The organism is Flintibacter muris, from assembly GCF_943192995.1.
Lineage (GTDB): Bacteria > Bacillota > Clostridia > Oscillospirales > Oscillospiraceae > Lawsonibacter > Lawsonibacter muris.
This window is the reverse complement of record NZ_CALPCP010000001.1, coordinates 362,732-375,840: the sequence shown is the minus strand read 5'-3', so window position 1 is coordinate 375,840 and position 13,109 is coordinate 362,732. Positions and strand designations below refer to the sequence as shown.

The window sequence follows — 13,109 nt, the reverse complement described above, 5'->3', positions numbered from 1 at the left end:
TTTTCCCTTATTATCTACTTCTCTCCCCCTCTTGTCTAAAGTTTTTAAACAGGCTCTAACGCCTGATTGATTTTGGCCTCGTTGTCGGCGTCCAAGGATGCCGTGGATTCATCTAACAGCAGAATCGGCGCGTCTTTCAAAATGGCTCTTGCTATGGCGATCCGCTGCTTCTCTCCGCCGGAAAGCGTGTTGCCGCCCTCGGAAAGATGGGTATGATACCCCTCCGGCAGTTTCTCTATAAACTCATGGCAATGGGCGGCTTTGGCGGCGGCAATCACTTCTTCCTCTGTTGCGCTGTCCCGTCCGGCCTTGATGTTGTTGTAGATCGTATCCGCCAGCAGCGTATTTTCTTGAAAGACCTCGCTGATATAGTGCAGCAGCCCGTCAGGGTTCAGCTCCCGCACGTCCCGTCCGCCGATGCGGATGCAGCCCTGGGTCACATCCCAAAAACGTGCGATCAGGCTTGCCACCGTTGAATCAGGCGTTGTTCCTGCTGAAAAATTCTGACTATGGCATCGCCGCGATTGCGGCTAAAGTTGGCTATCACGGTTCCGGCTATTTCGCCAAGCTGTTCAAAAATGCCTATGGCATGGGGCCGAAGGAATATAGAAAAATATACGGGATTAAATAATCAGTCTGGATACGGATGTCAAAACAGGCAGAGCGGAGGACGTGTTGCATGCTCCGTTCTGCCTGTTGAAAATCCTGCTTTCTGCTATTCAGATGTGATTGCTTGATATAGTATGGCTGTCCAGTCACGCTCTCAAATCGTCTATTCACGTCAATCGGCTTTACTCAAGCGCCCATTTGAACGAATAATGTATAGAGGAATGCCACCATGATAAGAATTGCAATTTGTGATGATGAAGCCAATACCCGCGCCTATCTCTCGTCATTGATTAGGGCGCAGTCCTGCCCCTGTGAGATCGTGGAGTACGCTTCTGCCGGTGACTGCCTTGCAGACACCCAAGAACTTGACCTTCTTTTTCTGGACATAGAGCTGGCCTCCTCCGGCGACCGCCTGGATGGTATGGCTCTGGCCCGGACGATCCGGGAACGGACGACCGGAACGCAGCCGGTCATTATCTTCGTGACCGGCTATGAGCGGTATGTGTTCGATGCCTTTGACGTGGGGGCATTCCAATATCTGCTGAAGCCGGTGGACGAGGAAAAGTTTGCCCAAGTTTTTACCCGTGCGGTGGAGCAGATACAGACCCGCCGGGAAAACCCGCAGAAGGGACCTGTGCTGACGCTCCAATCCGCCAACGCCAGCAAGACCGTACCGCTGGACAGCATCTACTACATCGAAAGCAGCAATCACAAGGTCGAACTGCATTTGAAGGATGGCGTATTTGCCTGTTACGCAAAAATCGGAGATTTGGAGTTGGAACTGCAAGACCAGTTTTTCCGCATCCACAAGGGGTATCTTGTCAATCTCTCCTATGTGGACGGATACAGCAAAACGGAAGTAACACTGACAAATGGGGAGAGGCTTTTACTTTCAAAGTATAAGTACCAGGACTTTGTAAAAGCGTATCTTCATTTCTTGAAAAAAGGAGCGGGCCTATGAGTGAAACGGGATTCCGCATTTTCAACAGTGCTTTTTCCGCTGGGGCAGAACTGACCTACGCCATCCTGCTCACCGCATTTTTTAAGCCATTTGTCCCCGCCCAGGGCCGGAAGTGGCGAAAGCTGCTTATTGTTTTTTCTGCGTACATCCTCTTTGAGCTGGTATGCAACCGGGCGGCGCTCCCGCAAGGTTCCTTCGGGCTGATTTTGGCTGTGATGCTGCTGGCGGCGTCAAAATGGATTGGCCTGGAAAAATCCTTCATATTCCTCTTGACGCTGCTCTATTTTAACGCCAGGATTTCCAGCGGCCTGATGGTGCAAAGCCTGTACTTCATCGTGGAGCGGTCGCTGCCCTTCCAACTGGAACCGCCAAAGGCGGTCTTTCTCCGCGCCGCCCTGCTGGTTATGCTGTTCCTGGTGTCCCATGCCACTCTGTTGGCTGTCATGCTCTATGCCCTCCAGCGTCAAATGAGAAAACAGCGAATGACGCTCCAACGGCGGGAACTGTGCTATATCAGCTTAGTGCCAACGGCGGGGATTTTGTTCGGGCAAATGATTTCCCGACTGCTGATTGAGTTCGAGGACGGCGTTCTGCTTCAGCTCTATGAGCGCCACCCGGCGTTTTTGGCGGTAGTGCCGGTACTGGCCCTGCTGTTCTACGCCGGGGCCTGGCTGACCATCGCCTTTCAGCAGGGGATGGCGGCGCTGCGGGAGGAACAGGGTACCTATTTTATGGAGCGTCAGCAGACACAGGCGATCCGGGCGCGCATCCATGAGGCGGAACAGTTCTACGCCCGCATCCGCCAACTGAAACATGAAATGCGGGGCCATCTGACCAATATCAAGGGGCTGGCCGGTCGCGGCGAGTACGCCAGCCTGGAGGACTATATCGCCAAGCTGGACGAGAGCATGAACGGCTTTGAGCTGACGCTCCAGACAGGCAACCCGGTCACGGATGTGATCGTCAACGATACACGGCGGCGGAGCCTTGACCTGGGCATCCGTTTCCAGGTGGAGTTCCATTACCCCGATCCAGGGGCCTATGATGCCTTTGATGTGGGTATCATCCTTCAAAATCTTCTGCAAAACGCGGTGGAGGCTTGCGAGAAGGTCAGCGAGGGTGAGCGGTTTATCGTGCTGATTGGAAAGAGAAAAGGACGTTTCTTTCTGATCGAGGTCAAAAACTCTTTCACGGGTGAGGTGGTATTCGGGCAGGACGGCTTGCCTGCCACAACGAAACAGGAGGACGCCTCCATGCACGGCATCGGTCTTGCCAACGTGCGCCGGGAGGCGGAGAAGTATATGGGAGAATTGGAGTTGAAAGCAGTTCAACAGGAATTTTCCGCAACAGTTCTATTGCAGGAAAGGAGTAGTTTATGAGCGGCATGATTGATTGCAGATATTTGAACAGGATGTATAGCCCCCTGCTCGAAAACCGCACCGTTCGGAGTGCGGCGGCACGGACTTCCAGTTTTCTGGATATGGCGGCAAAGGTCAGCAGAGGCACGGCTGACATGCTGGAAATCAGCAGCAGGCCAGAAGTCACCAACGAGGGTGAAACATCAAATGTTGATGCTTACAAGAAACACCTGGAAAACAAATACGGACAGATCACGATTCAGAGCGTCGGAAAAGACCAAGCCAGCCTTCAAAAAGCGGGCGGTCGCATGAACGGCAACAGCGTTGTGATTGCGCCCAACATTTTAGAGGATATGGCAAATGACCCGGAAAAGGCAGCGTATTACGAGCAGAAGATTGATGATTTTTTCAATGCTACTCCAAGATTGAAAGCACAGTTCGCCGCCCAGGGCCTTAACTATGAGCCTTGCGGCGTGGTAATCCATGAGGATGGAAGTGTGACCTATATCGGTGGTTGTGGTGATTCCCCGGAGCGTGTGGCCGAGGTAAACAGGATCAATGCGGAAAAGGCCAAGAAAAAAGTGGAACAGCAGCGGCAGTATCAAGAGCAGGCTGCGGCGGCGGCAGCGGAACGCAGGGCGATGTGGGAGCGTACCGCACAAGCCGAGGCGCTGGAAAAGTCCTTTTCCAATATCGGTGATCTGCTGAAAATGCGGATGGTATCTGCCCCCACCGTTACGCCGGAGATTTCTTTACCGGCAGGAGCAAATATGTTTTTCCTCAATATGTAATGAAACAGGAAGGGTGATACAATGAGCAATACGATTCAACCGAGTTACGGGACACAGACATACAGCACCCCCACAAAGTCCCGTGAAACAAAGCAGACCGGGACGCAGGGCAGCAGCTTCATGGATATGGCGGCACAGGCCAGCAGAAGCAGGGCCGACACGTTCACCACTGGCCTGGGCGGTCTGGCAGGCATGGCGGCGATGCCCACCAGCCTGATGATGGATTTGTCGGTGCGGTCCGCCGGACAGGTGCAGGCGGCGGGTGTAGAATCCGTGGAGGCACCTTCCCTGGAAACGATGCTGAAAGCCAAGTACCCCAATCTGGTCTATCACGTCTTTGACGCCAGCAGCGGCTATTGGAGGACGCGGAACGACTACCCCCACTACCTGTTATATCAGGAGGGGGACAAAGCGAAGGAAACACTGGAGAATTGGCAGCCCACCGGGGCCAATCCCTTCTACGGCTCCATAGACGGCAGGTTTACCGCTCCCAAGGAGATTCACGCCCTGGGCAACGTCCCGCCTGGGAGCAAGGCTGTGGTCATCCATCCCAAGGTGCAGGAGCGCATGGAGACAGACAGCGCCTACGCCCAGGAGATTTTTGCGAAGATTGATACATGGTTTGCCTTTGACGCAGCGCGGAACGAGGCCATCATGCCCGGTAGTACATGGGATATGTCCCAGGCCGTTGCCATCGGTGAGGACGGGAATATCTGTAACGCCTGTTCTTCCAGTGCGGGCGGTGAGATCACCTATTCCAAGAGCGGCTCTGACGATGAAGAAAGCTGGTGGGATTTGCGTATGGCCCGCCACACCGAGTTTATGAAGCTGGCGGTGGAGAAACAGATTCAGCGGCGTATGCAAGCCTCCGATCTGCTTTCGGCCAGCGCAGCAAAATCCCAGCTTGCCGCCATGCTGACGGGCGGAAATCTGCAAGCGATCTTCGGCGACGAGATCGCCGGTGTCCCCACCGAAACCGTTCTGGCAATCACGCAGGCCCAGGTTTGGAGCGGCGTGGCAATTTTGTGATTATCCCTCTCAAAATAAAGCGGAAGGACAAGGCTTGGGCCTTGTCCTTCTGCTTCAACTCTTGGCAGGGAAATTATTTGCTGTGAAGGGTATCACAGGACATTGACTTCCGTTTTACCAATTAGGATGACAGCAACTTCATTCAAATTTACAGGAACAAGCCACTGGTAGGAGAATTTCATAGCAAGGTTGTCCTCAGTTGGACTTCCAATACCGCCGTTATTACCGATGATCTTGCCATTCTCCAATACTACCCTAATTTCTTGGTTAGAAAGGGATAGCGTTCCTTCTTCATGTGTATATTGCAAGCGTAAGCCAGTATTAGTCAATTCAATATTAGTGACTATAACCGGAATTTCTTCGTGCGTATCCAAGACCATTGCCATTACCTCGGTGTCGGGAAGTGAAATTACTTCTGGAGACTGACTACGGCCTATAACAAAGGAAAAATACCAGTCCCCTTCTAATAAGGTTTCTTGATTGTCAGTATGTGCGTCTTTTACAAGGTTCCGAAGTGTTAGCCAGACCTCTAACGGGCAAGTATCCTGATCCTGCATATGACCATTACTGCCTGCACCATTAAAATTTTCGAAAATAATCGTTGCGAAACTGGAAAAAGTATAGTACAATATGAAAAGCCTTTATTCCGTCTCGGTACGGAGCAAGGCCGCACTAGTCGGGGAGATAGCGGTGCCCTGTACCCGCAATCCGCTGCAGCGGGGATGAATCCCGGCCCCCGGACGTGTGGAGGTATCGTCTGCCCTGGAAAAGCAGTGATGACAGACCGGTCCCGCGCAACGTGGCTGGCGTGAACCGTGTCAGGCGGGGAACCGAGCAGCACTAAGCGTTTGGACGCGTGTGCCGTGGGTTCACTGGTCTTGAGCCGGCTGTCCAGGTAACGGGTATGTCCCGCGCTTCAAAGGCCGGTGTGCGGTCTTGCTCTGTGCCGAGTTAATTTTCCTCCATCAGAGAGGGAGCCTTTTGGAGGTGAACAGACAGTGTACCAGGCGTTATACCGCAAATGGCGGCCCTGTACCTTTGACGATGTGGTGGGTCAGGAGCACATCACCGACACCCTGAAGCGTCAGACGGCGGCGGGGCGGCTTTCCCACGCCTACCTGTTCACCGGCACCCGGGGGACGGGCAAGACCACCTGCGCCAAAATTCTGGCCCGGGCGGTAAACTGCCAAAATCCCCAGCAGGGCAACCCCTGCAACGCCTGCCCCGCCTGCTTGGGGATTGAAAACGGCTCCATTTTGGACGTGCTGGAGCTGGATGCCGCCTCCAACAACGGCGTGGACCAGGTCCGGGCCCTGCGGGATGAGGCGGTGTATACCCCCGCCGCCGTCCAAAAACGGGTGTACATTGTGGACGAGGTCCATATGCTGTCCACCGCCGCCTTTAACGCGCTTTTGAAGATTCTGGAGGAGCCGCCTTCCCATCTGCTGTTCATCCTGGCCACCACTGAGCTGCACAAGGTACCCGCCACCATCAAAAGCCGGTGCCAGCAGTTTGCCTTCAAGCGGATCTTGCCCATGCGGATCGCCCAGCGGCTGGAGTATGTGGCGGCGGAGGAAAAAATCCCCCTGACCCCGGAGGGGGCCGCCCTGCTGGCCCGCCTGGCTGACGGCGGCCTGCGGGACGCTCTGTCTCTGCTGGACCAGTGCGCCGGGGGTAAGTCCGCCGTGGATGAGCAGGCTATTTTGGATACCCTGGGCCTGGCCGGCAATGTGGAGACCGCCAACCTTATGGACCAGCTGGCCCGGCGGGACACAGCTGCCGCCCTGGACACCCTGGGCCGGCTGTATGCCAACGGCAAGGATGTGGGTTCGGTGCTGGGGGAGCTGTCCTCCCTGGCCCGGGACCTGCTGCTGCGCAAGACAGCCCCCCAGGGCTGTGGAGCCCTGATGGCCGGGGGCTATGATGAGGCCACTCTGCGCCGTCTGGGGGAACAGCTGTCCGCCCAGCGGCTGCTGCAAATGCTTACCCTCCTCCAGGACACCGCCGCCGGGCTGTCCCGCAGCGCCAACCGGCGCACCGATGCGGAGTTGTGCCTGATCCGTCTCAGCGACGAGAGCCTGGACCAGTCCTTTGCCGGGCTGTCCGCCCGGATCGCCCGGCTGGAGGAAAAAATTGCCCAGGGAATTTCAGCCCCGGTATCTGCCCCGGCCACGGAGCCCGTCAAGGCCCCGCCCAAACCGGCTGAGCCGGCTGTGGACAGCCGTCCCCCCTGGGAGGATGACCGCCCTCCTCTGCCGGAGGAGCCCCCAGAAGAAGCTGACTTTATTTTTGACTCGCCGGAGCCCATTCCAAAGGCGGAACCGCCCAGGCCTGGGGCTGTCAGGCCCGCTCCGGCTCCCACGCAGACCACCCCTGCGGGCCAGGGGGGCGGCGACAGCCGCTTTTGGCCCTCTTTCGCGGCGGGACTGCGGGGGAAGGTGCCCCCCACAGTGATGCCCTATTTAAACAATCCCGCCAAGGTGACCGGCGTTTGGAAAAACGGGAAGCTCACCCTGTGGGTGGACAGCGAGTTCACCCGCTCTATGCTGAACAAGCCGGCGGTGCTGGAAAAGCTGGCTCAGGCGGCGGCCGCCACCTTTGGCGGACAGCCCCAGGTCAGCGTAGTTACCGGAACTCCCCCGCCGGAGGAACCAGCGCAGTCGCCCGCGCCCCCTGCGGCGGAAAAGGACCCCCTGGACGATTTGATGTCCTTTGGCGGTCTGGACAATATTACCATTCAATAATCTGCCAGAGAGGAGTTTTTTGTTATGGCAAAAGGATATGGCCGTATGCCCGGTATGGGCGGCGGAATGAACATGAATATGATTAAGCAGGCCCAGAAGATGCAGCAGGACATGCTGCGCATGCAGCAGGAGCTCCAGGAGAAGGAGTATTCTGCCGCCTCTGGAGGCGGGATGGTCACCGCCACGGTCAACGGCAAGCATGAGCTGAAAAACCTGACCATTGATCCGGAAGCCGTGGACCCTGAGGATGTGGAGATGCTCCAGGACATGGTTGTGGCCGCTGTCAACGAGGCCATGCGTGCCGCTGACGCGGACGCCGCCAGCACCATGCAGTCCCTCACCGGAGGACTGAACCTGGGCGGCCTGGGGCTGTAATAAGAAAGCCCGAACATACCAAAAGCTGCTGGTTGATGATAAAAACCGCCGTGGATTGCTCCACGGCGGTTTTTTATGTATCCCGCAGCAGTTCCGCCGCGCCAATGATGCCAAAATCCTGTTTCAGCTGGGCAAATCGAAAGTCCACCGGCTGGGGGATGTGGTTGCGGCGGTCAAATTCCGCCCGTACCCGGTCAAAGAGGAGGGGACCGAAGTTGACCAGCCCTCCGCCGAAGACGTAGAGGTTGACATTAAGCAGCTGATAGATGTTGAAGGCGCACACCCCGATATAGCGGGCGGCCTGGTCCAGCATCTCCAGAGCAAAGGGGTCCCCCCCCTGACAGGCCCGGAGCAGCTCCGCGCCGTCAAGGCCAGGTCCCAGGTCCAGGCAGGTTTGCCGCCCGGCGGATTTCTTCCGAATCTGAATGGGGATAAACCGTCCGGAGGCCCAGGACATAAAGCACCCCCGGTTCTGACAGCCGCACAGCTCTCCCTCATCCGGGGTAATCAGCATGTGGCCGCACTCTCCGGCCCAGCCATAGCTGCCCCGGAAGAGCTGGCCATTGAGAATCAGTCCGCTTCCGATTCCGGTGCTGACGGCCATGTAAATCATGTTCCGGCTGCCCTGTCCTGCGCCAAAGCGGTGTTCGGCCAGGGCGGCCACGTTGCTGTCGTTGTCCAGCACCACCCGGACCCCAAGCCGCCGGGACAGGTAGTCCCGCATGGCAAAATCCCGGATGTTCACCATTGCGGAGGTCATGCACACATATCCCTGGTCAAAGAGGATAAAGGAGGGCATGCAAAGGCCTACCCCCTCCAGCTCCCCCGGAGTGAGGCGGTTTTTCTCCAGCAGCGCACGGACGCTGTCCTCCACCATGGCGCAGAAGGCCGGGCCGTCCGCCTCCACAGGGGTGGGCTGCTGAAAGCGGTCCAGCAGATTGTTCTCCCGGTCAAACAGGCCGTAGGCCACCTTGGTTCCTCCTGCGTCAATGCCGATTCGATAAGCGCTCATAGACAATCTCCTTCCAACAAATGGGGATTTATTGGCCCTGACAGACCTGAATATCCGCCCCCTCCAGGGCGGCAGCCTGTTCCTGGGTAAGCCCGCCGTCGGTAACCACGGCGGAGACGGTCAGGTTCAGGGGGACCGTGCCCCGCTGGGCAAATTTTCCGCTCTCCGTGACCACCACCACCTGGCCCGCATGCTCTGCCATATCCCGCACGGCCTGAACTCGCAGATGGTCGCTTCCGGCAAAGCCCAGCTCCCGGGACCAGCCGTCCGCCCCCACAAAGAGGTGCTCCACATAGAACTGCCGGGCGCACACCTTGAGGATGGGGCCCACCATGACCTGGCTGTCATTCTGAAAGTCGCCCCCCAGCAGTACCACCCTGGCCCCCTCCGCCCGACGGATGTAGCTGGCGATAAAGGCGCTGTTGGTGATGATGGTGGCCCCTGGCTTGCTCTGGGCGATCTCCTCGGCCAGCAGGGCGCAGCAGCTTCCGCTTTCAATCATCACTGTCTCTCCGGGGGACACCAGCTCCGCCGCCCTTTGGGCAATGCGCCGCTTCTCCTCGTAGTGGACGGCCAGCCGGCCGTTTACATCGTCCGGACTGCCCAGCACGGCAAAGCCGTGCTCCCGGCGGAGGATACCCCGCTCCTCCAGGGCGTCTAGGTCCTTTCGCACCGTCACCTGGGACACCCCAAGCCGCTGGGCCAGGACAGTGACCTCCATCCGTCCCCACTGGGACAGCAGCTCCAGAATCTGCGACTCCCGCGCTCGTTTCATAGCGGCACCTCCCTGTTATCGGAAGGTGCAGTCCAACCCGGCGTCCAGAAAGATCTGGCGGTAATCCGTCAGGTTCTCCGGATGGAGCTGGTCTGTACCGTCGTAGTCGTAGGGGACGCCCATCTGCTGGTACTTCCGTTCCCCGAACTGGTGGAAGGGGAGCAGATGGACCTCCTTCACCTCCAGGCCGGTCAGAAGCCGGGCCAGCCCGCTGGCGTCCTCCAGCGTGCTGTTGAACCGGGGAATCACCGGGATGCGGGCGATCATAGGCTTGCCTGAGGCGGCGGCAGTACGGAGGTTATCCAGGATGAGCCGGTTGTCCACCCCGGCGCCCTCCCGGTGTTTGCCGGGGTCGAAGTGCTTGACGTCGATCAGGAGAAGGTCGATCTCCTCCAGCAGCATCCGGAAATGCTCCGGCGAGGCGAAACCGGTGGTCTCCGCAGCGGTGTGGACCCCCTCAGCCCGGGCCGCCCGGCACAGGGCGGCGGCAAAATCCGCCTGCTGGAGCACCTCCCCGCCGGACAGGGTCATTCCGCCCCCGGACTGGTCATAGAAGGGCTTGTCCTGCAAGACCTCGGCCATAACCTGGTCCACCGTCACCTCCCGGCGGCGGCACCGGTCGTCGTTGAGCAGCTGGGCCTGGACGGCATACCGGTTTTGGGACTCCGGGTTGGCGCACCAGCGGCAGGCCAGGGGACAGCCCTGAAAAAAGACGGTGGTACGGATGCCGGGGCCGTCGTTAATGCTGAATTTTTGAATGTTAAAGATATGGCCGGTCAGTTCCATGGACAAAAGCCTCCTGTCAATTGTACCACCATTATACCAGCCTGAGGGGCGGCATGTAAAGGCGCAAAAGGGCACAAAGTTACAAAAGAAAATTTGTATACTTTTATTCGTAAGTTTTCGTTGACTTGCAGATCGAGGTCTGCTATGATGAGATCAAACCTGGGGGAAGCCTTCCCCACTGGCAGTTTTGAACAGGAGGTCGCGGACTATGAAAAATACACAGCATTTTGGAGAACTGACAGCCCGGATGAACCACTTCCGGGAGGAACTTTTGGAGACAGAGCCTCAGGTGTGCGCGGAGCGGGCCATCCTCACCACCCAGAGTTACCGGGAGTACGCCGACCAGCCCGTCACCCTGAAACGGGCCTACATGCTCCAGAACATTTTGGAGCACATGAGCATTTTCATTGAGCCCGACACCCTGCTGGCGGGCAATCAGGCCTCCGCCAACCGGGCGGCCCCCATCTTTCCGGAGTACGCCATGGACTGGGTTATCCAGGAACTGGATGAGTTTGAGGGCCGGGACGGCGATGTATTCCGCATCAGTGAGAAGACCAAGGAGGAATTGCGGGAGATTTACCCCTTCTGGCAGCACAACACCCTGCTGGACAGAGGACTGGCCGCCATCCCCCCGGACAGCCGGGTGTTCTACGACCTGGGCATCATCAAAGCCGAGGGCAACATTACCTCCGGCGACGCCCATGTGGCGGTGGCCTACGCCGATCTGCTGCGGTTAGGGCTGAAGGACTATGAGGCCCGCACCAGGGCCTGCCTGGAACAGCTGGACCTGACCGACTGCAAAAATCTGAAAAAGTCCTACTTCTACCGGGCCATTCTGATTGTCATTGACGCCGTCCGGGCCTTTGCCGCCCGGTATGCCAATCTGGCGGAGGAACAGGCCAAGTCCGCCCCCGCACAGCGGGCAGAGGAGCTGACCGAGATGGCCCGTATCCTGCGCAAGGTGCCCTACCAGCCGGCGGACACCTTCCAGGAGGCGGTGCAGTCCCTGTGGCTGGTCCACCTAGTGCTCCAGATTGAGTCCAACGGCCACTCCCTGTCCTACGGGCGGATGGACCAGTACCTGTACCCCTACTACGCCAAAGACCTGGCTGAAGGCCGGATTACCGAAGACAGCGCCTGCGAGCTGATGACCAACCTGTGGCTCAAGACCTTTACCATCAACAAGATCCGCTCCTGGAGCCACACCCAGTTCTCTGCCGGGTCCCCCCTGTACCAGAACGTCACCGTGGGGGGGCAGACCCCGGACAAGAGAGACGCGGTTAACCCCATGTCCTACCTGATTCTGCGCAGCGTGGCCCAGACCCGCCTGCCCCAGCCCAACCTGACGGTGCGCTACCACGCCGGATTGTCTGAGGACTTCATGTCCGAGGCCATTGAGGTGGTAAAGCTGGGCTTTGGCATGCCCGCCTTCAACAACGACGAAATCATCATCCCCTCCTTTATTTCCCGGGGAGTGAAGGAGGAGGACGCCTATAACTACTCCGCCATCGGCTGTGTAGAGACGGCCGTCCCCGGCAAGTGGGGCTACCGGTGTACCGGCATGAGCTTCCTCAACTTCCCCAAATCCCTGCTCATCGCCATGAACGGCGGCGTGGACCCCCAGAGCGGCAAAAAGCTGACCCAGGGGGCGGGCCACTTTACGGAGATGACCTCCTACGACCAGCTGGCCCGCGCCTGGGATGTGGTAATTCGGGACTTCACCCGCCACAGCGCCATCATTGAGAATGCCTGCGACATGGTGCTGGAGGAGGATGTGCCCGACATCCTCTGTTCCGCCCTGTGCCAGGACTGCATTGGCCGGGGGCTGACCCTCAAGGAGGGGGGCGCGGTGTACGACTTTATCAGCGGCCTCCAGGTGGGCATTGCCAACCTGGCCGACTCCCTGGCCGCCATCAAAAAGCTGGTCTTTGAGGAGAAACAGCTCACTCCCGCCCAGCTGTGGCAGGCCCTCCAGAGTGACTTTGCCGGGGAGGAGGGGGAGCGCATCCGCCAGCTGCTTATCCACGAGGCCCCCAAGTACGGCAATGACGACGACTATGTAGACCGGCTGGTGGTAGATGCCTACAACGTCTACATTGACGAGATTAAGAAGTACCCCAACACCCGCTTTGGCCGGGGCCCTATCGGCGGTATCCGGTATGCGGGCACCTCCTCCATCTCCGCCAATGTGGGCCAGGGGCGAGGAACCCTGGCCACCCCGGACGGACGTCACGCCGGTGAGCCCCTGGCCGAGGGCTGCTCCCCCAGTCACGCTATGGATGTCCACGGCCCCACAGCAGTATTTAAAAGCGTGTCCAAGCTTCCCACCGCCGATATTACCGGCGGCGTCCTCCTCAACCAGAAGGTGACCCCCACCCTGTTGTCCCGAGAGGAGAACAAGACCAAGCTCATTGCCCTGATCCGCGCCTTCTTTAATGCTCTCCATGGCTACCATGTGCAATATAACGTGGTCTCCCGGGAGACCCTGCTGGATGCCCAGGTCCACCCGGAGGACCACCGGGACCTGATTGTCCGGGTGGCCGGGTACAGTGCCTTCTTTAATGTGCTGTCCCGCCAGACCCAGGACGACATCATTGCCCGCACAGAACAGACACTGTAATCACGCCCTCCAACCCATGAACCGCCCCGGCCAAAACGGATGATAGACA

At 58.3% G+C, this 13,109-nt stretch carries 12 protein-coding genes, 1 other RNA gene and 1 pseudogene; 9 read left to right on the top strand and 5 right to left on the bottom strand.

What is annotated here, in order from left to right:
• Window positions 1-53: 53 nt before the first annotated feature.
• Window positions 54-476: pseudogene (locus NFS22_RS02010) on the bottom strand (ATP-binding cassette domain-containing protein); the annotation flags it as partial.
• On the opposite strand from NFS22_RS02010, the gene NFS22_RS02005 reads away from it, so the two are divergent.
• The 5 genes from NFS22_RS02005 to NFS22_RS01985 all read left to right on the top strand — a co-directional run bounded on the left by NFS22_RS02005 (window position 452) and on the right by NFS22_RS01985 (window position 4,748).
• Window positions 452-631: a helix-turn-helix domain-containing protein gene (locus NFS22_RS02005; protein WP_251316098.1), complete on the top strand. Its 180-nt coding sequence runs from the start codon at window positions 452-454 to the stop codon at window positions 629-631. The pseudogene NFS22_RS02010 and the gene NFS22_RS02005 sit on opposite strands and share 25 nt — an antisense overlap.
• Before the next feature lie 207 nt (window positions 632-838).
• Window positions 839-1,570 carry a LytR/AlgR family response regulator transcription factor gene (locus NFS22_RS02000; protein ID WP_251316097.1) on the top strand — a complete coding sequence of 244 codons (732 nt, stop codon included), beginning with the start codon at window positions 839-841 and terminating at the stop codon, window positions 1,568-1,570.
• Window positions 1,567-2,949, top strand: coding sequence for a sensor histidine kinase (locus tag NFS22_RS01995; protein WP_251316096.1), 1,383 nt, complete (start codon window positions 1,567-1,569; stop codon window positions 2,947-2,949). Before NFS22_RS02000 ends, NFS22_RS01995 begins: the two co-directional genes overlap by 4 nt.
• Entirely contained in the window at window positions 2,946-3,719 is a 774-nt protein-coding gene (locus NFS22_RS01990) for a DUF6033 family protein (RefSeq protein ID WP_251316095.1), read from the top strand. Before NFS22_RS01995 ends, NFS22_RS01990 begins: the two co-directional genes overlap by 4 nt.
• A 21-nt stretch (window positions 3,720-3,740) precedes the next feature.
• A complete protein-coding gene (locus NFS22_RS01985; protein WP_251316094.1) occupies window positions 3,741-4,748 on the top strand; it encodes a hypothetical protein in 1,008 nt (335 codons plus the stop codon).
• A 92-nt stretch (window positions 4,749-4,840) separates the two neighbouring features.
• Here NFS22_RS01985 and NFS22_RS01980 read toward each other — a convergent pair whose 3' ends face one another.
• Window positions 4,841-5,305, bottom strand: a complete 465-nt coding sequence (locus NFS22_RS01980) for a hypothetical protein (RefSeq protein ID WP_251316093.1) — start codon at window positions 5,303-5,305, stop codon at window positions 4,841-4,843.
• A 110-nt stretch (window positions 5,306-5,415) separates the two neighbouring features.
• Between NFS22_RS01980 and ffs the strand changes: the two genes are divergently transcribed.
• The 3 genes from ffs to NFS22_RS01965 all read left to right on the top strand — a co-directional run bounded on the left by ffs (window position 5,416) and on the right by NFS22_RS01965 (window position 7,867).
• An RNA gene (ffs, locus tag NFS22_RS01975) (signal recognition particle sRNA large type) lies at window positions 5,416-5,682 on the top strand.
• 64 nt (window positions 5,683-5,746) lie between these two features.
• Window positions 5,747-7,492, top strand: a complete 1,746-nt coding sequence (gene dnaX, locus NFS22_RS01970; RefSeq protein WP_251316092.1) for a DNA polymerase III subunit gamma/tau — start codon at window positions 5,747-5,749, stop codon at window positions 7,490-7,492.
• 24 nt (window positions 7,493-7,516) lie between these two features.
• Entirely contained in the window at window positions 7,517-7,867 is a 351-nt protein-coding gene (locus tag NFS22_RS01965; RefSeq protein WP_251316091.1) for a YbaB/EbfC family nucleoid-associated protein, read from the top strand.
• A gap of 73 nt (window positions 7,868-7,940) precedes the next feature.
• On the opposite strand, the gene NFS22_RS01960 is transcribed toward NFS22_RS01965, so the two are convergent.
• From NFS22_RS01960 to NFS22_RS01950, 3 genes are read right to left on the bottom strand one after another with little or no spacing between them, the layout of a single operon-like run.
• Complete coding sequence (locus NFS22_RS01960) at window positions 7,941-8,879, bottom strand: ROK family protein (protein ID WP_251316090.1); 939 nt, start codon at window positions 8,877-8,879, stop codon at window positions 7,941-7,943.
• 28 nt (window positions 8,880-8,907) lie between these two features.
• The gene (locus tag NFS22_RS01955) at window positions 8,908-9,654 is read right to left on the bottom strand and encodes a DeoR/GlpR family DNA-binding transcription regulator (protein ID WP_251316089.1); all 747 of its coding nucleotides are present in this window, start codon (window positions 9,652-9,654) and stop codon (window positions 8,908-8,910) included.
• A gap of 15 nt (window positions 9,655-9,669) precedes the next feature.
• The gene (locus tag NFS22_RS01950; RefSeq protein WP_251316088.1) at window positions 9,670-10,440 is read right to left on the bottom strand and encodes a glycyl-radical enzyme activating protein; all 771 of its coding nucleotides are present in this window, start codon (window positions 10,438-10,440) and stop codon (window positions 9,670-9,672) included.
• 208 nt (window positions 10,441-10,648) lie between these two features.
• Between NFS22_RS01950 and NFS22_RS01945 the strand changes: the two genes are divergently transcribed.
• The gene (locus NFS22_RS01945; protein WP_251316087.1) at window positions 10,649-13,060 is read left to right on the top strand and encodes a glycyl radical protein; all 2,412 of its coding nucleotides are present in this window, start codon (window positions 10,649-10,651) and stop codon (window positions 13,058-13,060) included.
• The last annotated feature ends 49 nt before the right edge of the window (window positions 13,061-13,109 follow it).

Excerpts from the sequence above, each read along its gene's own strand:
- NFS22_RS01950 (WP_251316088.1), bottom strand. The coding sequence starts at position 10,440 with ATGGAACTGACCGGCCATATCTTTAACATTCAAAAATTCAGCATTAAC.
- NFS22_RS02000 (WP_251316097.1), top strand. The coding sequence starts at position 839 with ATGATAAGAATTGCAATTTGTGATGATGAAGCCAATACCCGCGCCTAT.
- NFS22_RS01960 (WP_251316090.1), bottom strand. The coding sequence starts at position 8,879 with ATGAGCGCTTATCGAATCGGCATTGACGCAGGAGGAACCAAGGTGGCC.
- NFS22_RS01990 (WP_251316095.1), top strand. The coding sequence starts at position 2,946 with ATGAGCGGCATGATTGATTGCAGATATTTGAACAGGATGTATAGCCCC.
- NFS22_RS01995 (WP_251316096.1), top strand. The coding sequence starts at position 1,567 with ATGAGTGAAACGGGATTCCGCATTTTCAACAGTGCTTTTTCCGCTGGG.
- NFS22_RS01945 (WP_251316087.1), top strand. The coding sequence starts at position 10,649 with ATGAAAAATACACAGCATTTTGGAGAACTGACAGCCCGGATGAACCAC.
- NFS22_RS01955 (WP_251316089.1), bottom strand. The coding sequence starts at position 9,654 with ATGAAACGAGCGCGGGAGTCGCAGATTCTGGAGCTGCTGTCCCAGTGG.
- NFS22_RS01965 (WP_251316091.1), top strand. The coding sequence starts at position 7,517 with ATGGCAAAAGGATATGGCCGTATGCCCGGTATGGGCGGCGGAATGAAC.
- NFS22_RS01980 (WP_251316093.1), bottom strand. The coding sequence starts at position 5,305 with ATGCAGGATCAGGATACTTGCCCGTTAGAGGTCTGGCTAACACTTCGG.
- NFS22_RS01985 (WP_251316094.1), top strand. The coding sequence starts at position 3,741 with ATGAGCAATACGATTCAACCGAGTTACGGGACACAGACATACAGCACC.